We start from the raw sequence: 19127 nt of genomic DNA on the forward strand, positions 1-19127 counted from the left end.
TTGCAAGTCCGGTCAATTAGTCATGCAAGCCTCCTTCGAGCTTATCGAGGAGTGTTCATGCTAACCCAGGAAGAGGATCAGCAGCTGGTCGAACGTGTTCAGCGCGGCGACAAGCGAGCTTTCGATCTGCTAGTGCTGAAATACCAGCACAAAATTCTCGGGTTGATCGTGCGGTTTGTGCACGACACCCATGAAGCCCAGGATGTCGCTCAAGAAGCCTTCATCAAGGCCTATCGCGCACTTGGTAATTTTCGCGGGGACAGCGCGTTTTATACGTGGCTTTACCGCATAGCCATTAACACGGCGAAAAACTATCTGGTTTCACGCGGCCGCCGGCCGCCGGATAGCGATGTGAGTTCCGAAGACGCAGAGTTCTACGATGGCGATCATGGCCTCAAGGATCTCGAATCCCCGGAGCGAGCGTTGCTGCGGGATGAGATCGAGGGCACCGTCCATCGGACCATCCAGCAACTGCCTGAAGATTTACGTACGGCGTTAACTTTACGTGAATTCGACGGTCTGAGTTACGAGGACATTGCGAGCGTCATGCAATGTCCGGTAGGCACCGTGCGCTCCCGGATCTTCCGCGCCCGGGAGGCCATCGATAAAGCCCTGCAACCGTTGTTGCAGGAAAACTAAAGACAGCGGCGATAGCCAAGAGAGGAACGCCATGAGTCGTGAAGCCCTGCAGGAATCGCTGTCCGCAGTGATGGATAACGAAGCGGACGAACTGGAATTACGTCGGGTATTGAATGCCTGTGACGATGTTGAAACCCGTGAGACCTGGGCTCGTTACCAGATCGCCCGGGCTGTCATGCACAAGGACCTGCTGCTTCCGCGCCTGGACATCGCTGCGGCCGTTTCTGCTGCATTGGCTGACGAAGCCGTACCGGCAAAAGCTTCCCGTAGCCCATGGCGTAGCCTGGGTCGTCTGGCAGTGGCTGCTTCGGTGACCGTCGCCGTTCTGGCCGGTGTACGTCTGTACAACCAGGATGAAATCGCCGGTGTACAGATGGCGCAACAATCCAACCAGCCAGGCCTGGTCGCTCCACAGGTCAAGGGCCCTGCGGTATTGGCCGGTTACAGCGAAAGCTCGGAAGCCGCCGGTCCCATGGTCAACGGTGTTCTGCAGGGTCAGCCAGGCTGGCATGACCAGCGTCTGCCCAACTACCTGCGTCAGCATGCCCAACAGGCTGCCCTGAAAGGGACTGAAAGCGCATTGCCTTACGCCCGTGCAGCCAGTCTGGAAAACCGTTAAGGACAACCCTTGCGCGCCATACCTCTATTCACGCTGCTGCTGGGTGGCTGGTGTGCTGTCCCAGCGTATGCCGATGAGGCTCAGGACTGGTTGAATCGGTTGGGCCAGGCCGAGCAACAGCAAAGCTTCCAGGGCACCTTCGTTTACGAGCGCAACGGTAGTTTTTCTACTCATAACATCTGGCATCGTGTCCAGGATGGCAAAGTACGCGAGCGGTTGCTCCAGCAGGACGGCTCGGCGCAGGAAGTCCTGCGCATTGATGGACATACTCAATGCGTCAGCGGCTCCTTGATTCCAGGGCTTGGGAACACCGAAGGCGCCGCCCGTGCGCTCGATCCGCAAAAACTCAAGAATTGGTACGACCTTGCCGTCATCGGCAAGTCGCGCGTGGCCGGGCGACCGGCTGTCATCGTTTCCCTGACGCCCAAAGACCAGCATCGTTACGGCTTTGAGCTGCACCTGGACAAAGAGACCGGTCTGCCGCTCAAGTCCCTGCTGCTTAACGACAAGGGGCAGTTGCTCGAGCGTTTCCAGTTCACACGCCTGAACATTGCCGAGCCGGCGGACAGCGACCTGCAAGCCAGTGCCGAGTGCAAGGCAGTTGTCCGGGGCGCCAGTAAGACCGCCGTGGCGAAAGCCAGCTGGCATTCGGATTGGCTTCCCCCTGGCTTCGAATTGACCAACAGTGCCGTGCGCAAGGACCCGGAGACCGGCGTTCAGGTCAGCAGTCTGATGTACGACGATGGCTTGGCCCGTTTCTCTGTGTTCCTGGAGCCCCTGAACGGCGCATCCGTCACTGACACGCGTACCCAGCTCGGCCCGACGGCAGCCGTCTCTCGTCGCCTCACGACACCTCAGGGCGAAATGATGGTGACCGTGGTCGGCGAGATCCCTATCGGTACGGCAGAGCGGATCGCGCTTTCGATGCGTTCCGATGCCACGGCGACTCAGTGACGTGCGGCCCGGTGGTTCGGCCTTGATCGAAATGCCGAAACTTCCTGTCAGCATTTTCATTTGCAAAACTTCAGTTTTTTTTCTATTAGGTCAGAGCCGCTCGGCTCTGTCCTTGCCTGTTTTTCCGGAACAATGATACCGGCGTGTATTTCCACCGGCATTTTTTGCTCCATATCGCTTAACCCTGCTCGTCGTAACGGGAGCCGTATGTCGATACCAAGCTTGAAAACCTATTTCTCCATTCTTGCCACCGTGCTGGTGCTCGGCCAGGCTGTTCCCGCCGTGGCGGACAGCTTGCCTGACTTCACCCAGCTGGTCGAAAATGCTTCGCCTGCGGTGGTGAACATCAGCACCACCCAGAAGCTGCCGGATCGCCGTGTTTCGGAGCAGCAGATGCCGGACCTGGAAGGGTTGCCCCCTATGCTGCGCGAGTTCTTCGAGCGCGGCATGCCACAGCAGCCGCGTTCGCCGGGCGGTGGTCGTCAGCGTGAAGCGCAGTCCCTGGGCTCGGGTTTCATCATTTCGCCCGACGGCTACATCCTGACCAATAACCATGTGATCGCCGATGCGGACGAAATCCTGGTGCGCCTGGCCGATCGCAGCGAGCTCAAGGCCAAGCTGATCGGGACCGACCCGCGTTCCGACGTGGCGCTGCTGAAAATCGACGGCAAGGACCTGCCGGTGCTCAAGCTTGGCAAGTCCCAGGACCTGAAGGCCGGTCAGTGGGTCGTGGCCATTGGCTCGCCATTCGGCTTCGACCATACCGTGACCCAGGGCATCGTCAGTGCGATCGGTCGCAGCCTGCCGAACGAAAACTACGTTCCGTTCATCCAGACCGACGTGCCGATCAATCCGGGCAACTCCGGTGGTCCGTTGTTCAACCTGGCCGGTGAAGTGGTGGGCATCAACTCCCAGATCTACACCCGTTCGGGCGGTTTCATGGGGGTGTCCTTCGCGATTCCGATCGATGTGGCCATGGACGTGTCCAATCAGCTGAAAAGTGGAGGCAAGGTCAGTCGCGGTTGGCTGGGCGTGGTCATCCAGGAAGTGAACAAGGACCTGGCCGAATCGTTCGGGCTGGAGAAGCCGGCGGGTGCGCTGGTGGCGCAGATCCAGGAAGGCGGTCCGGCTGCCAAGGGTGGCCTGCAGGTCGGTGATGTGATCCTGAAGCTCAATGACCAGCCGATCATCATGTCCGCCGACCTGCCACATCTGGTGGGCGCCCTCAAGGCCGGTGCCAAGGCCAATCTGGAAGTGATTCGCGAGGGCAAGCGCAAGAACATCGAATTGACGGTCGGTGCCATTCCTGAAGAAGGCGCGGAGCTGGAGTCGCAACCCAAGTCCGGCGTCGAGCGCAGCAGCAATCGTCTGGGCGTGGCGGTGGTCGAGCTGACGGCCGAGCAGAAGAAAGCCCTGGAACTGCAGGGAGGCGTGGTGATCAAGGAGGTGCAGGACGGTCCTGCCGCCCTGATCGGCCTGCAACCCGGTGACATCATCACGCACCTGAACAACCAGGCCATTGGCTCCACCAAGGAGTTCACCGAGATCGCCAAGGCCCTGCCGAAGAATCGCTCGGTCTCGATGCGGGTGCTGCGCCAGGGGCGTGCGAGCTTCATCACCTTCAAGCTGGCCGAATGATCGGTTAGTGGCTCAATGAAAAACCGCCTCGAGAGAGGCGGTTTTTCTGTGCCCGGTGAATGGGCATCCATTGGCGAATATATGGCCCCTGTGGGAGCGAGCCTGCTCGCGAAGGGGTAGCACATCCAACATCACTGCAAGCTGACCAGCGCTTTCGCGAGCAGGCTCGCTCCCACAGAGGCAGAGCCTGACCGAGAATATTGTCTTCTCAGCCCATCATGTCCTTGACCATGCGCTCCTGCTCCATGAGCTCCCGCTGCCGGGCATCGATGCGTGACGACAAGGGGAAGTTGGTGCCGGCGCGCCGCTTGGCGAAGTCCAGTTGCTGGATGGCCTGGCGGTAGTCACCCACCAGGGCGAAGTACTCGGCGCGGGCCTGGTGCAAGCCGATGATGTTGCCCGACAGCCCGCGAGTCTCGGCCACCATGTACCAGACATCCGGATCGTCCGGGCGCTTCTTGAGCAGGGTTTCCAGGGCCTTCTCGGCGTCGGCGGGACGGTTCTGCTTGAGCAGCAGGTCGACACGCACCTGATTGAGTGGGTAATTGCCTGGGTATTGGGCCAGCATCCGCTCGACGCGGGATTGAGCGTCGGCCAGCTTGTTGCTGGTAATGTCCAGGTCGACCTGGGCCAGGTTGTAGATGATTTCGTTGGGAGACTTGGCCAGCAGCGGCGCGAGGTTCTCCCGAGCTTCGTTCAACTGGCCGCCCTTGATCTGCGCAATCGCCAGGCCATAGCGGGCCACGTCGTTCTTGGGGTTTTCATCCAGCTGCGCCCGGAAGCGCTTGGCGCCCAGGCCCGGGGTTTCTTCGTAGATCAACTGGACCCGTGCGCGAATCAGTTGATAGCGCATGCTGTCTTCTATGCCGCCCGGCTTGGCTTGTTCGGCACGGTTGCGGGTGTCGGCGATCCGGGATTCGGTAACCGGGTGAGTCAGCAGGAATTCAGGTGGCCTGGCGTCGAAGCGGTACTGACGCATCAGGCGCTCGAACATGGTCGGCATGGAGCGTGGATCGTAGCCGGCTTTTTCCAGGTTCTGGATACCGATGCGGTCGGCCTCCTGCTCATTCTGGCGCGAGAAACGCCGTTGTTCCTGGATGGCGGCGGCCTGGGTCCCGGCAATGGCCGCGATCCCCGCATCACCACCGCCGGCGGCGGCAATCACGATACCGGTCAGCAGCGCGGCCATCATCGGCACCTGCATGCGCTGCTGGGCTTCGACGCCGCGGGCGAAGTGGCGTTGCGACAGGTGAGCCAGTTCGTGGGCCATCACCGAGGCGTATTCGCCTTCGGTCTGGGCGTTGAGAAACAGGCCGCCGTTGACCCCGACGATCCCGCCAGGTGCGGCGAAGGCGTTGAGTTGCGGGCTGTTGATCAAAATGAATTCCAGACGGCGATCGTTGACCTGGCTGGTTTCCACCAGTTTGTACACGCTGGTCTCGACGTAATCCTTGAGCTGTGGATCGTTGAGTTGTTCGACCTGGCTGCGCAGCAGGGCCAACCAGGCACGACCCAGCTGGTGTTCCTGCTCCGGCGAGACAATGGCAGAGCTGGCATCGCCAAGTGACGGCAGGTCGTCGGCGAAGCCTGGTGAGGCGAGCAGGCAAGCGAGCGTCAGCAGGGTGGGGCGCAGAAATGTCATGCACGGGGCCTTAGTCGACAAAGACCCTACTGTAGCCGGACACCGGGCCCGGGACCAGATATTCTAGGCGGCTCTACGACCTGCTGCGGAGTGAATCCATGACCGATGCTGTAGCCCACGATGCCGAACTGGATGCCAGTGGCCTGAATTGTCCGTTGCCATTGCTCAAGGCCAAGCTGGAACTCAACCGCCTGGCCAGTGGCGACGTGCTCAAGGTCATCGCCACGGATGCGGGCTCCCAGCGTGATTTCCGCACCTTCGCCCGGCTGGCCGGACATACGCTGCTGCGTGAAGAAGACGATAACGGCGTCTACCGTTACTGGTTGAAGAAAGCCTGAATAACCGATGGTGTTGCTTAAGGATTTTTAATGTTCAAAGTGTTACGCGACTGGATCCAGCGCTACTTCTCCGATGAAGAAGCAGTGGTGCTGGCAGTGTTGCTATTCCTGGGGTTCACGGCTGTCCTCACCTTGGGCGGCATGCTGGCACCGGTGCTGGCGGGGATGGTGCTGGCGTACCTGATGCAAGGGCTGGTCACGACGCTGGAGCGTCTGCGGCTGCCCGGCACCGTGGCGGTGGGCCTGGTGTTTGCGCTATTCATGGGGCTGTTGGTGGTGTTCGTCGTAATAATCGTGCCGCTGCTCTGGCATCAATTGGTGACGCTGTTCAACGAGTTGCCGGGCATGCTCGCCAAATGGCAATCCCTGCTGTTGCTGTTGCCCGAGCGTTATCCGCACCTGGTATCGGACGAGCAGGTACTCCAGACCATCGAAGTGGTGCGCGGCCAGATCGGCAAGTTCGGCCAGTGGGCGTTGACGTTTTCGCTGTCCAGTCTGCCGCTGTTGGTGAACATCATGATTTACCTGGTGCTGGTGCCGATCCTGGTATTTTTCTTTCTCAAGGACCGGGAAATGATCGGGCGCTGGGTCCGTGGTTACCTGCCCCGTGAGCGGGCGCTGATTACCCGGGTGGCCCAGGAGATGAATCGCCAGATCGCCAATTACATTCGCGGGAAAGTCATCGAGGTGTTCATCTGCGGCGGTGTGACCTACATCGGCTTCGTGGCCCTCGGGCTCAACTACGCTGCGTTGCTGGCGCTGCTGGTGGGGGTATCGGTGGTGGTGCCTTATGTCGGCACGGTGGTGGTGACCGTGCCGGTCGCGTTGATTGCGTTGTTCCAGTGGGGCTGGAGCGACCAGTTCATTTATCTGATGGCGGTTTACGGCATCATCCAGACGCTGGACGGCAACGTGCTGGTGCCGTTGCTGTTCTCCGAAGCGGTGAACCTGCACCCGGTGGCGATCATTTGCGCGGTGCTGCTGTTTGGTGGGTTATGGGGATTCTGGGGGGTGTTCTTTGCGATCCCCCTGGCGACGCTGTTCAAGGCTGTGCTGGATGCGTGGCCGAGCAAGGAGCCGGTGGTGGCGCCGTTGCTCTAGCTGACTTATCAGGTGAGGCTGATGGCCCATCGCGAGCAGGCTCGCTCCCACGGGGTCCTACACAATCCATGTGGGAGCGGGCCTGCTCGCGATGGGGCCCGACAGGCAATAAAAAGCCTCAGGCCTTATCGAGCGCCTGAGCCGCCGCCAGCACGGCATCCACATGCCCGGGCACTTTCACCCCACGCCATTCCTGGCGCAGCACGCCGTCCTTGTCGATCAGGAACGTGCTGCGATCCACGCCCAGGTATTCCTTGCCATAGAGCTTTTTCAGCTTGATCACATCGAACAACTGGCAGACGGCTTCGTCTTTGTCGCTGATCAGCTCGAACGGAAATTCCTGCTTGCACTTGAAGTTCTCGTGGGACTTGAGGCTGTCCCGGGAGACGCCGAACACTTCGGTGTTGGCAGCCTTGAACTGTGGGTACTGGTCACGAAAGCCCTGACCTTCGGTGGTGCAGCCGGGGGTGCTGTCCTTCGGATAGAAGTAGATCACCACCTGCTTGCCTTTCAGGGCGGCGAGGCTGACGGTCTGCCCGTTGGTGGCGGGTGCCTGGAAATCGGTAACCGGTTGGTCAATGGCGACGGCCATGGGCGCTTCCTTACATTGGGTTTTGTGGGCGCCACGGTTCGATCAGTGCGTCCAGGTTCATCGCGTCGGCGAAGTCCAGGAACTGATCGCGCAGCCAGCTGATCTGGGTGCCGGCCGGCAGGGTCACGGTGAACGTGGCGTTGAGCATGGTGCCGCCGGTCTGCGGGGCCTGGTAGGTGTCGCAGGTGAGGTTTTCCAGCTCGACGTGGTGATCCATGAAGAACTGGCACAGTTCGTTGATGATGTCCGGGCGGTACGCCGAACTCACATAGGCCACGTAGGGCAGGGCCTGTGGACGGTTTTCCAGCGCGGCGCTGCGCACCACGTTGACGGTGAAGGTGTGCTTCTTGGCCAATACCGGCAGGCTGCCTTCCAGGCGGGCCAGGGCGTCCCAGCTGCCGGAAACCTCAAGCACGAGCGCACTGCATTCGCCGTGGCGGGTCAGGCGTGAGGTCACGACGGCGCAGCGGTTTTCATGGCTGGCGCGGCACAGGACGTTGGTCAGCTCCATGGGGTTGGCGCCAAGGGCACTGATGACAAGGAATTGTTCGCGGACTGTGGGGGTGGACATGCAGCATTCCTAAAGCGATGAGCGGTCGATACCTACGTCACCCTGCATGGCGCCAGCCTGCGAAAGCGAACGACTCAAGCCCTGTGCCTGGGGTTGCGCGGCATTCCGCAACAGAGGGGAATACGCCAAGGCAAACGCAGGATCGGGGGCTTGTGGCGACGAAAACGGAGGCTGGGAACCGGCCTGTGAGCGTGTCGGTACCGATCAAAGTCTGAAGGGTAGCGAAAACCATCGCCCAGGGGAATGGGAGTTCGCTTGTACAAGCATCTTGGCGCCAGTACCATTACGGCTCTCTTTTTCCGGCAGGAGCGGTTTCATGATTGCGGGCAGTATGGTGGCACTGGTCACACCCATGGATGCACAAGGGCGTCTTGACTGGGCCAGCCTCAGCAAACTCGTGGACTTCCACCTTGAAAACGGCACCCACGCCATTGTCGCCGTCGGTACCACCGGCGAGTCGGCGACCCTCGATGTCAACGAGCACATCGAAGTCATCCGGGCCGTGGTCAAGCAGGTCAACGGTCGCATTCCGGTCATCGCCGGTACTGGCGCCAACTCGACCCGCGAAGCCGTCGAGCTGACCCGCAACGCCAAGGAAGCCGGTGCCGACGCCTGCCTGCTCGTCGTTCCGTACTACAACCGGCCGACCCAGGAAGGCCTGTACCAGCACTTCAAGCATATCGCCGAAGCGGTCGACATCCCGCAGATCCTCTATAACGTTCCCGGCCGCACTTCCTGCGACATGCAGGCAGAGACCGTGATCCGCCTGTCGACCGTCCCGAACATCATCGGCATCAAGGAAGCCACCGGCGACCTGAAGCGCGCCAAGACCATCCTTGATGGCGTGAGCAAGGACTTCATCGTGATGTCCGGTGACGATCCGACGGCGGTCGAGCTGATCCTGATGGGCGGCAAGGGCAACATCTCCGTCACCGCCAACGTCGCGCCGCGGGAAATGGCCGACCTGTGCGAGGCCGCGCTCAAGGGCGACGCCGAGACCGCACGGGCCATCAATGAAAAACTGATGCCGCTGCACAAGGACCTGTTCATCGAAGCCAACCCGATCCCGGTGAAGTGGGCGCTGGTGGAAATGGGCCTGATGCACGAAGGCATCCGCCTGCCACTCACCTGGCTGAGCAACGCCTGTCACGAACCGCTGCGGCAGGCCATGCGCCAGTCCGGCGTCCTGGTTTAATTGAGGAAGTACACCGCATGAAGCGAATTGCCGGACTTTCCGCACTTGCCTTGATTATCTCCAGCACCAGTGGCTGTGGGTGGATCTGGGGCCCGGAAGGTTACTTCCGCGATCGTGGTAGCGATTACCTGAACGCGCAACAGACTGCCCCGATGCAACTGCCGCCGGATGTCCATGTCGCCAAGCGCCTGGATCCGCTGCTGCCGATCCCGCGTAACGTGGCCGACGACACCGTCAAGGGCGAATACGACGTTCCTCGTCCGCAGCCGTTGTCGGCCATGGCCGATGCCAGCGACTACACCCTGCAGAAGAGTGGCGATTCACGTTGGGTCATGGCCCAGCACCCTCCGGCCGAAGTCTGGCCCGTGGCGATCCAGTTCTTCCAGGACAACGGTTTCCGCATCGATGAACAGCGTCCGCAAACCGGCGAGTTCACCACCACCTGGCAACACGCCGATGAATTGTCCGCCGCCATGGGCAAGCGCCTGAGTGCTGCCGGCGTCGGCAGCGACAGCGAGTCCCGCGTGCGGGTGCGTATCGAGCCGGGCGTGCAGCGCAACACCAGTGAAGTCTACGTGGTCAGCGCCGAGCGTCCCGCCGGCAGCACGGCCGACGTGGCGTTCACCAATCGTTCGGTCAATACCGGTCTCGACGCTGCGCTGGTGGACGACATGCTTGCCAGCATGACCCGTTCCGCCGAGCAGGGCGGTTCGGTTTCGATGCTGGCTTCCCGGGATTTCGACACGCCGAGCCGTGTCAGTCTGACCGAAGACGGCAGCGGCAACCCGGTGCTCAACGTCGGCTCCGACCTGGACCGTGCGTGGTCGAGCGTCGGCCGCGCGCTGGAGCAGGGCGAATGGCGGGTTGAAGACATCAACCGCAGCCTGGGCCTGTACTACATCAACCTCGCCGAAAAAGCCGAGAAGAAAGACGAGAAGCCCGGCTTCTTCAGTGGTCTGTTCGGCGGCAAGCCGGACAAGGAAGAAGTCGAGGCCCGCGCCGAGCGTTATCAGGTTCGCCTGAGCAAGGTGGGCGACAACGTCCAGGTGACCGTCGAGAAGAATATCAACACCGTGGCGCCGGCCGAAGTGGCCCGCAAGGTGCTGGGTGTGATTCAGGACAACCTGGGCTGATCCGATGCGTTTTGCCGTTCTCGGCAGCGGTAGCCAAGGGAACGGCACGCTGGTAGCCAGCGCCGGTACGTATGTGCTGGTCGACTGTGGTTTCTCCCTGAGGGAAACCGAGAAACGCCTGTTGCGCCTGGGTGTGCATCCGGCGCAACTGAGCGCGATACTCGTGACCCACGAACATGCCGACCACGTGCATGGCGTGGGTTTGCTGTCACGGCGCTACAATCTGCCGGTCTACCTCAGCCGCGGAACGCTGGAGGGCCTGCGCAAACCTATCGAGCCAGCCGGTTTCGTGGCCGGTGGCGAACAATTGCGCATTGGCGCCCTGGACATCGACGTGGTCAGCGTGGCCCACGATGCCCGGGAGCCGACGCAGTATGTGTTCAGCGATGGCGAGCGGCGTTTCGGCTTGTTGACCGACCTGGGATCGTATTGCGACAGGGTCATGGACAGTTATCGGGACCTCGATGCCTTGATGATCGAGTCCAACCATTGCCGTGACATGCTGGCACGTGGGTACTACCCGTACTTCCTCAAACAGCGGGTCGGCGGAGAACACGGACATTTGAATAACCACCAGGCGGCGTACCTGGTGGCCGAGTTGGGCTGGCAAGGCCTGCAACACCTGGTCCTGGCCCATCTGAGCAGCAAGAACAACCTGCCGCAGCTGGCCCGGCAATGTTTTGTCGACACCCTCGGGTGCGACCCGGACTGGCTGCAACTGGCCGATCAAGATTCAGGGCTCGACTGGCGACATATCGCCTAGCCCATCTACTTAGCAAGCGGAGCCCATCATGGAAAAACGTGAAGAACTCTACCGCGGCAAAGCCAAATCGGTTTACAAGACCGACGACGCCGACCGCTTGATCCTGCTGTTTCGCAACGACACCTCGGCGTTCGACGGCAAGCGCATCGAACAGCTCGACCGCAAGGGCATGGTGAACAACAAGTTCAACGCCTTCATCATGCAGAAGCTCGAAGCTGCCGGCGTGCCGACCCAGTTCGACAAGCTGCTGGGCGACAACGAATGCCTGGTCAAGAAACTGGACATGATCCCGGTGGAATGCGTCGTGCGTAACTACGCCGCCGGCAGCCTGGTCAAGCGCCTGGGTGTGGAAGAGGGCATGAAGCTCAATCCGTACACCTTCGAACTGTTCCTGAAGGACGACGCCAAGGGCGACCCGTTCATCAACGAATCCCACGTCGTGGCATTTGGTTGGGGCACCACCGAGCAACTGGCGCGCATGAAAGAGCTGTCCCTCAAGGTCAACGAAGTGCTGAGCAAGCTGTTCGACGACGCTGGCCTGCTGCTGGTGGACTTCAAACTTGAATTCGGCGTGTTCAGCGATGGCTCCATCGTCCTGGGCGACGAATTCAGCCCGGACGGCTGCCGTCTCTGGGACAAGACCACCAAGAAGAAGATGGACAAGGACCGCTTCCGCCAGGGCCTCGGTGACGTCATCGAAGCCTACGAAGAAGTCGCCCAACGTCTGGGTGTGCCGCTGTAATCGACGCAAGCATCTGATAGCACGGAAAAAAATTCGCTCGGGGGTTCGCTTCCGGCGAATGTGCTGGTATGATGCGCGCCACTGGAGAGATGCCGGAGTGGCCGAACGGGACGGATTCGAAATCCGTTGTACTGGCGACAGTACCTAGGGTTCAAATCCCTATCTCTCCGCCATTATTGAATACGACTAAGCCCCTGAAATGGTTGAACATTTCAGGGGCTTTTTCGTTTCTGGCGTTTTAATGCTCCGCGGTTCATGTCGTCGAGCAGTAGACACATCTGGGCTGCAAAGCGACCCCGCTTTGTGAGCGCTCCGTACTCACATGGAGCAAGCACCCTCGTCACGTCTGCATTACCGTACGGGATTTATCAACGATAACCATTGGGTTTCTGGACTAATCATCCAGATCAGGAAACACGATCTTGCCCAATACCCAAGGCTCCACGATGTCGCTATGAATCGTACGCAAGAACGACCCCCACTGCGAACGACTATGAGCATCGGGTCCAGTAATTGTCAGCAACAGATATTCATCTCTGAAATCATCGTATGCATAGATAAGCCAGAAGTCATTGGCTGGATCGTCTTTCAAGGCGGTGCGATAGTATTGACTATCCATTTTTGCCCAACGGATTTGTGTCTTTTCAGTGCTCGCGAGATGAATGTGATACATCTCGCTCAAGTCGAGCCCTTCATCCCTACCGAAGATGGCTGGGATTTCGCCGCACACTTTGTAGTTATAAAAGTGTGCGGCGAAGTTTTTCCAGTTATGTATTTCTTCAAACAGAGCGGAAATTTTAATGGCTGGCATCAGGCCTACTTTGTAATAGGAAGCTTGCCAGTGATTACAAATTTATCGAATGCTTTTTGTCCATCACGCGCGGCCTGCCTGACATCAAGAAAAGTGAGCTCGTCGTGAACGACCTTTTTCTGCGGTTTGTCGGCTTTTTTTGTGGTGGCCATCGGAGCCTCCGAGGTATGTGTATTCATGCTGATCAGCTTATGTGAATAATCGTATCCGGGCAAATGGGAGGGCGGGGGCACAAGTCCCCCGCGGCTTGCTGGGGGCTTTTCTATTAAGCAGGTTCTGCATCCAGTCGTCGTGCTATGACGTCTAGCACGTCGCAGCCATCCCTTAAGGGAATGCAGCACAGTTGCGCAAAGTCTTGAAGTATGATTGCGTCGGTTGGAATGTCTCCTCGCATCGCGAGGTTTTCTAAAAGCTGGGTTACAGCGCGTATTCTATAACCTGCCGTGTCGAGCAATATGTGTAAAGGAGCAGTGGTGTCGACGAAGAGAGGTTGATCATCGGCATTGCTTGTAAGAGCCATGTATTTGTTCATTTGGAACTCCATTTGATTGAAGCCAACTTAATCGTCGCCAAACGAAAAGGTGGTGGCTGTACGCGGGTTGGCGAACCGGGACAAATGGAAAGACCGGCAGATCCGAAGATCTCCCGCGCACAGCCACCGGAAAGCAGCATATTGCGCGCAGAAGCAATCCGCAAACATGCGGGAGGTTTCTGCGTATTTGTCTTCGAGTCGCCAAACCCGAGTCGTCTTGCGACGGCACCTGAACTATGGGTTTTTCTGCCGAGATCATCAATAAGATGGTGTGTAAGACGATTCTTTGAATTGCGTAGGTGCAGGGTGTAAGAAAAAAGTCTCTCCGCCGCTCGTCACCACCCTGTGACAATTGGGCTAATGTCTCTCTAGCAGAATGCACATCCTGCCGATAGGTAGGGCATACCCTAAAAAGGAGTGACACCCCATGCCACGATTTTTCGCCGACCTGGGCTTTCGCTGGAAAATCACCCTGCCAATCGCTTTCCTGGCGTTGCTGTTGGTGTTGATGGGTTGGACGGGCGTGCGTGGCATTGATCAGGTGACTGACTCCAGTACGGAACTGACCAAGCGTTATCTGCCGGCCATCAGCCTGCTGCTCAATGCCGACCGCGATCTCTATCAGGCGTTCGTGGCCGAGCGCAGCCTGCTCGCCGGCAATGCGGGCGATCATGTGCAAGCGCTGCGCGCCAGCCATGCCGAGAATATGAAGCAGGCCTATGATCGCGTGCACAAGTACGCGGCGATGCAGCCGGGGGACGAGGCGCTGGCGCTGGTCAAACAGTTCGATGACAGTTTTGCCCAGTGGGCACAGCTGTCGCGGCAGGTGGTGGAGCAGGCCACGACCAATCCGCAGGCGGCCAGTACCCTGAGCTTCGGCGACAGCGAACACCGGTTTGACACCATGCGCGATGCCATCGACAAGCTGGGCGAGCTGGAAGACCAGGCGTCGCTTAACGAAGGGCAGGCAGCGATAGGCCATGGCGAGGCGGTGGGGCGGCAACAAGGCGGCATTCTGTTGATCGGCCTGCTCGGGTGCATCCTGCTGGTTTTTGTCTTGCCGCTTGTGGTGCTGCACCCCATGCGTCGGTTGCTTCACCGCGTCGAGCAGATTGCGGAGGGCGGCGGTGATTTGAAGGGGCGGCTCGAGGTACGTTCGGCTGATGAGTTGGGGCAGCTTGGCAGTGCTTTCAACCGTTTCCTCGACAAACTCCAGCCGTTGATTGCCGAGGTCGGCCGGGTGACCGGGGAGGTCGATGCCGCGGCCCGCACCATGGCCAGTATGGCCGCGACCAATGATCAACTGATCAGCAGCGAACATGCGGCGCTCGATCAGGTCAGTACCGCCGCCACCCAGATGAGCGCGGCCGTGCATGAAGTGGCGCACAGTGCCGTGAATGCCTCGGACGCCGCGAAACAAGCCAGCAGCCAGTCCCGCGACGGCGCCGAGGTGGTCAGCAGCACCATTGAGTCGATCCGCCAGTTGGCCCAGGAGGTGGAAAGCGCCTCGGGTACCATCGGCGCATTGGCCCAGGAAACCTCCAGCATCGGTGCCGTCCTCGAGGTGATTCGAGGCATCGCCGAACAGACCAACCTGCTGGCGCTGAACGCCGCCATCGAGGCCGCGCGGGCCGGCGAGCAGGGCCGCGGTTTTGCCGTCGTGGCCGACGAAGTCAGGGCCCTGGCGGCGCGTACCCAGGATTCGACCAAGGACATCCAGGTGCGTATCGAGCGGCTGCAGAGCGGGGTGGCCAAGGCGGTGCAGGCCATGCAGGCCGGCAGCGACAAGGCCCGCGACAGTGTCGAGCGCGCCGCGGGCGTCGATCAGGTGCTCAGCGGTACCAGTGGCTCGATACAGCGGATCAACGACATGGCCGCGCAGATTGCCAACGCCTGTGAAGAGCAAAGCAGTGTCACCGAGGAGATTGCCCGCAACATCTCCGACATCCGCGACTTGTCCAACGAAGCGGCAGAGAATTCCGCCCAGAGCATGCAGGCCAGCCGGCAACTGTCCACGCTGTCGAAGAGCCTGGCGGAACTCACCGGCCGCTTCCGCACCTGAGTCGGGCACGGGCGTGTCTACCCGCAAGTCCCGGGCGGCGCTCACTCGCGAGCGCCTGCGGGCCCTGCATCGGGACGGCTTCGTGCTGCTGCCGGCAATATTGGGCGCCGCGCAAATCGTGGCGCTGCGCCAGGCAATCGACCAGCTCAAACCCCAGCACTGGGACTACAGCGGTGTCATCGATCATTACAAATGCGTTTTCAATCGCGACCCGTTCTGGTTGCCATTTCTGGACGTAGACGGCGTGATCGAACTGGCCGAGGCCGCCCTGGGGGATGACTGTCATGTCATCGGCCAGACGGCCTGGCGTTGCCATCCCGGGTTTATCGGGGCGCCGCTGCACCTGGACTACCTGCCGATGGCGCTGCCGCCGAGTCTTTTGGCCGACCCTGCTTTCGAGTTGCCGATGCAGGTCTGTACCGCGCAGTTCTATCTCGATGACATCGATGCCGACTTGAGCCCAACCCGTGTCATTCCCGGCAGCCACCGGGCGGGGCGGGCACCCGTGGCAGGTGAAACCCAGTGGTCAGGGCAGGCTGCGCAGCCGGTGTTGTGTCGGGCTGGCGATGTGCTGGTGCTGCGCAGCGAGTTATGGCATGCCGGCAGCGACAACCGGACCGCCGACCGCACGCGGTACCTGCTGCAAGTGCACTATGGCCGACGCATGGTGGCGCAGAAATTTTCGCCTTACCTGCACTGGCAATTCACCCCGGCCGTTTTGGCGACCGCGTCACCTCGCCAGCGGCGCCTGCTGGGCGAGCATCAGGAAGCCGAGTACGACTGACTGTCCGGTGCCTCAACCCCAAGACGTTTCTCGACCATCTGCAACAGGTGTTCCGCCACGTTGCTCACTCCTTTGTTCTGGGCGACAACCTGGGCCCCTTCAAGCAGGAACGTCAGCTCGCGGGCGGTGGCTTGGGCATCGGGCATCTTCGCCTCCTGGCACAGGGTCACCAGTCGCTGGAACTGACGTTGCTTGTGCGCCTCGATCAGTTGCCGCGCCGGATGTTGCGGGTCGGCCAGTTCGGCCAGGCAATTGGTGAAGGAGCAACCACGGTAGCCGGCACGAGCCAGATCCTGCGCGATGAATTGGCTAAAATCCAACAACTGCTGAACCGGCTGGCCTGGCCATTGCGCCGCGAGGTCGTCGAGCACCCGGCTGTACTGGGCGGTGAGCAAGCGCAGCCATTCCAGCACCAACACATCCTTGGTTTCGAAATGCCGGTACAAGGTCATTTTGGTCGAGCCGGCGAGGGCGGCGATGGCATCCACGGTCACGCGGGTAATGCCCTGTTCGACGAACAAGGCATGCGCGGCATCGATGATGCGTTCACGCGGCGGCAACTGTGCGATGCGTTCAGGGTGAATGAGCTTCAAGGTGTTCTCCGAGAATTGAGATTTCTGCTTGACATGAATACTACATGGTATTGCATGATACTAAACAGTATCGTTCGATACTTTGTAGTATCTATTCTGGGCAGGAGGTCATATGAATCGCTTTGAATACGCCGAACAGGACGCTGTAGGTCTGGCACAGTTGATCAGGGATCGCCAGGTCAGCCAAGCGCAGGTGCGCAGCGCCGCGTTAGCGGCAATCGACGCCGTCAATCCCCGCATCAACGCGGTCATCGAGGTCTGGGAGGATGAGCCAGCACCCCAGTCGGGCCCTTTCCTGGGCGTACCGTTGCTGGTCAAGGACCTGGGGTTGACGGTACGCAACCGCCTCAATGAACTGGGCAGCCGACTGGCCACGGGGTGCGTTGCCCCTGAGGATTCCGAATTGATGCTGCGGTTTCGTCGTGCAGGCCTGTTGCCGGTGGGCCGTACCACCACGCCGGAACTCGCGGCCAGTACCACCACCGAGAATCGTGTGGATGGACCGACTCGTAACCCCTGGGATCTGGCCCGCAGCGCGGGTGGTTCAAGTGGTGGCTCGGCTGCCGCGGTGGCGGCCGGAGCGGTTCCCGTGGCCCATGCCACCGATGGCGGCGGCTCCATTCGAGTGCCCGCCGCGTCCACTGGCCTGTTCGGTCTCAAGCCTGGTCGTGGTCGCCTGCCCATGGGCCCCGCTGTCGACGAAGTATGGTCCGGGCTGGCGGTACACGGTGTGTTAAGCCGGACGGTGCGGGACACCGCCGCTTTGCTGGACTGTCTGCACGGTCCTGCCGTGGGCGACCCGTTCCACGTGGCGCCCCCTGCCGAACGCTATGCTTCTTTACTGGATCGCGATCCCAAACCCTTGCGCATTGCCGTGCAACACCGGGCCTTGAGCGGCCAGTTGAACGCACCCGCAGTGGATGATGCCCTCGACCGGGTGTGCAAGGTGCTTGAAGCCCTCGGGCATCAGGTCATCCCCGTACCAACCGACATCGGACTGAGCTGGGAAGCATTCGTCGACCTCAACGCCTGCTTCTGGTCCAGCAATACCGCCGCCTGGATCGACGCCATCGCGGGCGCGACCGGACGCCCCATCGATGCCAGCACCCTGGAACCGGCCACCCTGGCCTTGTACCGCATGGGCCAAGAGTTGAGCGCCATGCAGTTGCTGGGCGCGATGCACAATCGCAACCTGGTGACCCGGCATATGGGCCAGGTGTTCACCGATTACGACGTGTTGCTGACGCCCACGTTGCCAGACGTCGCCCCGTTGGTCGGGGAGTACAACACCGGCCAGGAGCGACTCAATGGGCGCGAGTGGATGGCACGGGTATTCAGTTACTCTCCATTCACCGCGGTATTCAACGTCAGCGGTTGTCCGGCCATGTCCGTGCCCCTGGTCCAAGACGCGCAAAGCAGCCTGCCCATCGGGCTGCAGTTCGGGGCGGGTTACGGTCGTGAAGACCTGTTGCTGCAACTGGCGGCACAGCTGGAGCGTGCGATGCCTTGGCGCAACCGACGGCCGACAGTGTGGGCGGGTGATCGGGATGCTCAAGCATCGTCCCCAACGGAGCGCGCATCGAAAGGCTGATTCGCCATCCGATGAGCGTGCGGAGGTCAACCTCAGATCCAGACGTCGTTGTCTGCCGTTCGCTCATGGGTTTCCCCTGTGTTGATGACCCCGCGAGGTTCGATCAACAACACCTTTACTTCCTGTGCGGCCCAGGGTTTGTGTTCGACGCCTTTCTTGACGACGTACATCTCGCCAGGACCGATGGTCACCGCACCGTCGCGAAAATCGATACGAAGCTCGCCTTCCAGCACGATGAAGGTTTCATCGGTGTCGGCGTGGGAATGCCAGACGAAATCACCTTCGAGCCGGGCAACCTTGAACTGGTAGTCGTTCATTTCAGCCACGACCTTGGGAGCCCACTGATCCTGGAACAGGGCGTATTTCTGGGCAAAGTTGACAGGGGCATCATGGGTAGCCATCGCGCAATACTCGCTGTGGGACTTGGATGAGGCCGCAACAAGCTGCTCGACAGGCAGGGCCCGGCGAAGCAGCTGATGGGGCGGTAATGGCGCGACGCTGTGTCAGATTTCCTTCACTGGCGTCTCGCCCTGGACGTTCTTGATCAGCCCGATGACATGCAGGCAGTCAGCCTTGTTCACATAGGATTCGCCGCTGGCGATCGTTTCGTGGTTGCCCGCGCGCAGACGCCAGCGCCATTGGCCTTTGCCGCTGCTGTGGGTGCCTCGGGTCTGTCTGTAGATTTCAAAGTACATCGGTTCGCTCCCTGCGATTGACTCATTCAAGACATGTTTTTGAACATGTCGTCGGAAGCCTAGCCAAGCTGAAAGTTTTCGCTATCGGAAATACGTTTCCAATGGTTATGAAATATTGCCGATAATGACAGC

At 60.3% G+C, this 19127-nt stretch carries 22 protein-coding genes, 1 tRNA gene and 1 pseudogene; 15 read left to right on the top strand and 9 right to left on the bottom strand.

The window, feature by feature from the left end; genetic code table 11:
* Positions 1 to 57: 57 nt before the first annotated feature.
* The 4 genes from rpoE to LOY35_RS07370 all read left to right on the top strand — a co-directional run bounded on the left by rpoE (position 58) and on the right by LOY35_RS07370 (position 3850).
* On the top strand, positions 58 to 639 hold the full coding sequence (gene rpoE, locus LOY35_RS07355) for an RNA polymerase sigma factor RpoE (protein WP_003172477.1): 582 nt from the start codon (positions 58 to 60) through the stop codon (positions 637 to 639).
* A 31-nt stretch (positions 640 to 670) separates the two neighbouring features.
* A complete protein-coding gene (locus LOY35_RS07360; protein ID WP_258631756.1) occupies positions 671 to 1258 on the top strand; it encodes a sigma-E factor negative regulatory protein in 588 nt (195 codons plus the stop codon).
* A gap of 9 nt (positions 1259 to 1267) precedes the next feature.
* Entirely contained in the window at positions 1268 to 2212 is a 945-nt protein-coding gene (locus tag LOY35_RS07365; RefSeq protein ID WP_258631757.1) for a MucB/RseB C-terminal domain-containing protein, read from the top strand.
* A 207-nt stretch (positions 2213 to 2419) separates the two neighbouring features.
* The gene (locus tag LOY35_RS07370; RefSeq protein ID WP_258631758.1) at positions 2420 to 3850 is read left to right on the top strand and encodes a DegQ family serine endoprotease; all 1431 of its coding nucleotides are present in this window, start codon (positions 2420 to 2422) and stop codon (positions 3848 to 3850) included.
* Positions 3851 to 4058: 208 nt separating this feature from the next.
* On the opposite strand, the gene LOY35_RS07375 is transcribed toward LOY35_RS07370, so the two are convergent.
* Positions 4059 to 5492: a M48 family metalloprotease gene (locus LOY35_RS07375; RefSeq protein ID WP_258631759.1), complete on the bottom strand. Its 1434-nt coding sequence runs from the start codon at positions 5490 to 5492 to the stop codon at positions 4059 to 4061.
* A gap of 98 nt (positions 5493 to 5590) precedes the next feature.
* Between LOY35_RS07375 and LOY35_RS07380 the strand changes: the two genes are divergently transcribed.
* Both LOY35_RS07380 and LOY35_RS07385 read left to right on the top strand, forming a co-directional pair.
* On the top strand, positions 5591 to 5830 hold the full coding sequence (locus tag LOY35_RS07380) for a sulfurtransferase TusA family protein (RefSeq protein WP_258631760.1): 240 nt from the start codon (positions 5591 to 5593) through the stop codon (positions 5828 to 5830).
* 30 nt (positions 5831 to 5860) lie between these two features.
* Positions 5861 to 6931 carry an AI-2E family transporter gene (locus LOY35_RS07385; protein ID WP_258631761.1) on the top strand — a complete coding sequence of 357 codons (1071 nt, stop codon included), beginning with the start codon at positions 5861 to 5863 and terminating at the stop codon, positions 6929 to 6931.
* Between the two features lie 118 nt (positions 6932 to 7049).
* Here LOY35_RS07385 and LOY35_RS07390 read toward each other — a convergent pair whose 3' ends face one another.
* Both LOY35_RS07390 and LOY35_RS07395 read right to left on the bottom strand, forming a co-directional pair.
* Positions 7050 to 7523, bottom strand: coding sequence for a peroxiredoxin (locus LOY35_RS07390; RefSeq protein WP_258631762.1), 474 nt, complete (start codon positions 7521 to 7523; stop codon positions 7050 to 7052).
* A 10-nt stretch (positions 7524 to 7533) separates the two neighbouring features.
* Positions 7534 to 8094, bottom strand: a complete 561-nt coding sequence (locus tag LOY35_RS07395; protein WP_041020812.1) for a glycine cleavage system protein R — start codon at positions 8092 to 8094, stop codon at positions 7534 to 7536.
* A gap of 316 nt (positions 8095 to 8410) precedes the next feature.
* On the opposite strand from LOY35_RS07395, the gene dapA reads away from it, so the two are divergent.
* The 5 genes from dapA to LOY35_RS07420 all read left to right on the top strand — a co-directional run bounded on the left by dapA (position 8411) and on the right by LOY35_RS07420 (position 12100).
* Positions 8411 to 9289: a 4-hydroxy-tetrahydrodipicolinate synthase gene (dapA, locus tag LOY35_RS07400; RefSeq protein WP_258631763.1), complete on the top strand. Its 879-nt coding sequence runs from the start codon at positions 8411 to 8413 to the stop codon at positions 9287 to 9289.
* A gap of 17 nt (positions 9290 to 9306) precedes the next feature.
* Positions 9307 to 10422, top strand: coding sequence for an outer membrane protein assembly factor BamC (gene bamC, locus LOY35_RS07405; protein WP_258631764.1), 1116 nt, complete (start codon positions 9307 to 9309; stop codon positions 10420 to 10422).
* 4 nt (positions 10423 to 10426) lie between these two features.
* Positions 10427 to 11185: an MBL fold metallo-hydrolase gene (locus LOY35_RS07410; RefSeq protein ID WP_258631765.1), complete on the top strand. Its 759-nt coding sequence runs from the start codon at positions 10427 to 10429 to the stop codon at positions 11183 to 11185.
* A gap of 28 nt (positions 11186 to 11213) precedes the next feature.
* Positions 11214 to 11927 carry a phosphoribosylaminoimidazolesuccinocarboxamide synthase gene (gene purC / locus LOY35_RS07415; protein ID WP_258631766.1) on the top strand — a complete coding sequence of 238 codons (714 nt, stop codon included), beginning with the start codon at positions 11214 to 11216 and terminating at the stop codon, positions 11925 to 11927.
* 83 nt (positions 11928 to 12010) lie between these two features.
* Positions 12011 to 12100 (top strand) — tRNA-Ser (locus LOY35_RS07420).
* Between the two features lie 221 nt (positions 12101 to 12321).
* On the opposite strand, the gene LOY35_RS07425 is transcribed toward LOY35_RS07420, so the two are convergent.
* The 3 genes from LOY35_RS07425 to LOY35_RS07435 form a co-directional block, all read right to left on the bottom strand.
* Positions 12322 to 12738 (bottom strand): type II toxin-antitoxin system YafO family toxin, encoded by a 417-nt coding sequence (locus LOY35_RS07425; RefSeq protein WP_230166661.1) that lies wholly within the window; start codon positions 12736 to 12738, stop codon positions 12322 to 12324.
* A gap of 5 nt (positions 12739 to 12743) precedes the next feature.
* Positions 12744 to 12890 carry a hypothetical protein gene (locus tag LOY35_RS07430; RefSeq protein ID WP_258631767.1) on the bottom strand — a complete coding sequence of 49 codons (147 nt, stop codon included), beginning with the start codon at positions 12888 to 12890 and terminating at the stop codon, positions 12744 to 12746.
* Between the two features lie 113 nt (positions 12891 to 13003).
* Positions 13004 to 13270 carry a short-chain dehydrogenase gene (locus LOY35_RS07435; protein WP_230166663.1) on the bottom strand — a complete coding sequence of 89 codons (267 nt, stop codon included), beginning with the start codon at positions 13268 to 13270 and terminating at the stop codon, positions 13004 to 13006.
* A gap of 427 nt (positions 13271 to 13697) precedes the next feature.
* On the opposite strand from LOY35_RS07435, the pseudogene LOY35_RS28515 reads away from it, so the two are divergent.
* From LOY35_RS28515 to LOY35_RS07445, 3 genes and pseudogenes are all read left to right on the top strand, one after another.
* Positions 13698 to 14474: pseudogene (locus tag LOY35_RS28515) on the top strand (MCP four helix bundle domain-containing protein); the annotation flags it as partial.
* 78 nt (positions 14475 to 14552) lie between these two features.
* Complete coding sequence (locus tag LOY35_RS28520; protein WP_408981250.1) at positions 14553 to 15332, top strand: methyl-accepting chemotaxis protein; 780 nt, start codon at positions 14553 to 14555, stop codon at positions 15330 to 15332.
* A gap of 13 nt (positions 15333 to 15345) precedes the next feature.
* Positions 15346 to 16116, top strand: coding sequence for a phytanoyl-CoA dioxygenase family protein (locus tag LOY35_RS07445; RefSeq protein ID WP_258631769.1), 771 nt, complete (start codon positions 15346 to 15348; stop codon positions 16114 to 16116).
* Here LOY35_RS07445 and LOY35_RS07450 read toward each other — a convergent pair.
* Positions 16095 to 16700 (bottom strand): TetR/AcrR family transcriptional regulator, encoded by a 606-nt coding sequence (locus LOY35_RS07450; RefSeq protein ID WP_258633493.1) that lies wholly within the window; start codon positions 16698 to 16700, stop codon positions 16095 to 16097. The genes LOY35_RS07445 and LOY35_RS07450 overlap by 22 nt on opposite strands.
* Before the next feature lie 121 nt (positions 16701 to 16821).
* Between LOY35_RS07450 and LOY35_RS07455 the strand changes: the two genes are divergently transcribed.
* A complete protein-coding gene (locus tag LOY35_RS07455) occupies positions 16822 to 18300 on the top strand; it encodes an amidase (RefSeq protein ID WP_258631770.1) in 1479 nt (492 codons plus the stop codon).
* Between the two features lie 32 nt (positions 18301 to 18332).
* Here the strand turns inward: LOY35_RS07455 and LOY35_RS07460 are convergent, their stop codons facing one another.
* Positions 18333 to 18701 carry a cupin domain-containing protein gene (locus tag LOY35_RS07460; protein WP_201869464.1) on the bottom strand — a complete coding sequence of 123 codons (369 nt, stop codon included), beginning with the start codon at positions 18699 to 18701 and terminating at the stop codon, positions 18333 to 18335.
* Positions 18702 to 18803: 102 nt separating this feature from the next.
* Positions 18804 to 18995: a DUF1508 domain-containing protein gene (locus LOY35_RS07465; protein ID WP_047701756.1), complete on the bottom strand. Its 192-nt coding sequence runs from the start codon at positions 18993 to 18995 to the stop codon at positions 18804 to 18806.
* Positions 18996 to 19127 lie beyond the last annotated feature (132 nt).

It is taken from the genome of Pseudomonas sp. B21-028 (assembly GCF_024749045.1).
Lineage (GTDB): Bacteria > Pseudomonadota > Gammaproteobacteria > Pseudomonadales > Pseudomonadaceae > Aquipseudomonas.

Bases quoted from the DNA above. Each gene is read 5' to 3' on its own strand.
- purC (WP_258631766.1), top strand. From the start codon at position 11,214: ATGGAAAAACGTGAAGAACTCTACCGCGGCAAAGCCAAATCGGTTTAC.
- LOY35_RS07370 (WP_258631758.1), top strand. From the start codon at position 2,420: ATGTCGATACCAAGCTTGAAAACCTATTTCTCCATTCTTGCCACCGTG.
- LOY35_RS07375 (WP_258631759.1), bottom strand. From the start codon at position 5,492: ATGACATTTCTGCGCCCCACCCTGCTGACGCTCGCTTGCCTGCTCGCC.
- LOY35_RS07395 (WP_041020812.1), bottom strand. From the start codon at position 8,094: ATGTCCACCCCCACAGTCCGCGAACAATTCCTTGTCATCAGTGCCCTT.
- LOY35_RS07435 (WP_230166663.1), bottom strand. From the start codon at position 13,270: ATGAACAAATACATGGCTCTTACAAGCAATGCCGATGATCAACCTCTC.
- LOY35_RS07465 (WP_047701756.1), bottom strand. From the start codon at position 18,995: ATGTACTTTGAAATCTACAGACAGACCCGAGGCACCCACAGCAGCGGC.
- LOY35_RS07455 (WP_258631770.1), top strand. From the start codon at position 16,822: ATGAATCGCTTTGAATACGCCGAACAGGACGCTGTAGGTCTGGCACAG.
- LOY35_RS07410 (WP_258631765.1), top strand. From the start codon at position 10,427: ATGCGTTTTGCCGTTCTCGGCAGCGGTAGCCAAGGGAACGGCACGCTG.
- dapA (WP_258631763.1), top strand. From the start codon at position 8,411: ATGATTGCGGGCAGTATGGTGGCACTGGTCACACCCATGGATGCACAA.
- bamC (WP_258631764.1), top strand. From the start codon at position 9,307: ATGAAGCGAATTGCCGGACTTTCCGCACTTGCCTTGATTATCTCCAGC.
- LOY35_RS07460 (WP_201869464.1), bottom strand. From the start codon at position 18,701: ATGGCTACCCATGATGCCCCTGTCAACTTTGCCCAGAAATACGCCCTG.
- LOY35_RS07425 (WP_230166661.1), bottom strand. From the start codon at position 12,738: ATGCCAGCCATTAAAATTTCCGCTCTGTTTGAAGAAATACATAACTGG.
- LOY35_RS07385 (WP_258631761.1), top strand. From the start codon at position 5,861: ATGTTCAAAGTGTTACGCGACTGGATCCAGCGCTACTTCTCCGATGAA.
- LOY35_RS28520 (WP_408981250.1), top strand. From the start codon at position 14,553: ATGGCCGCGACCAATGATCAACTGATCAGCAGCGAACATGCGGCGCTC.
- LOY35_RS07380 (WP_258631760.1), top strand. From the start codon at position 5,591: ATGACCGATGCTGTAGCCCACGATGCCGAACTGGATGCCAGTGGCCTG.
- rpoE (WP_003172477.1), top strand. From the start codon at position 58: ATGCTAACCCAGGAAGAGGATCAGCAGCTGGTCGAACGTGTTCAGCGC.
- LOY35_RS07430 (WP_258631767.1), bottom strand. From the start codon at position 12,890: ATGGCCACCACAAAAAAAGCCGACAAACCGCAGAAAAAGGTCGTTCAC.
- LOY35_RS07360 (WP_258631756.1), top strand. From the start codon at position 671: ATGAGTCGTGAAGCCCTGCAGGAATCGCTGTCCGCAGTGATGGATAAC.
- LOY35_RS07390 (WP_258631762.1), bottom strand. From the start codon at position 7,523: ATGGCCGTCGCCATTGACCAACCGGTTACCGATTTCCAGGCACCCGCC.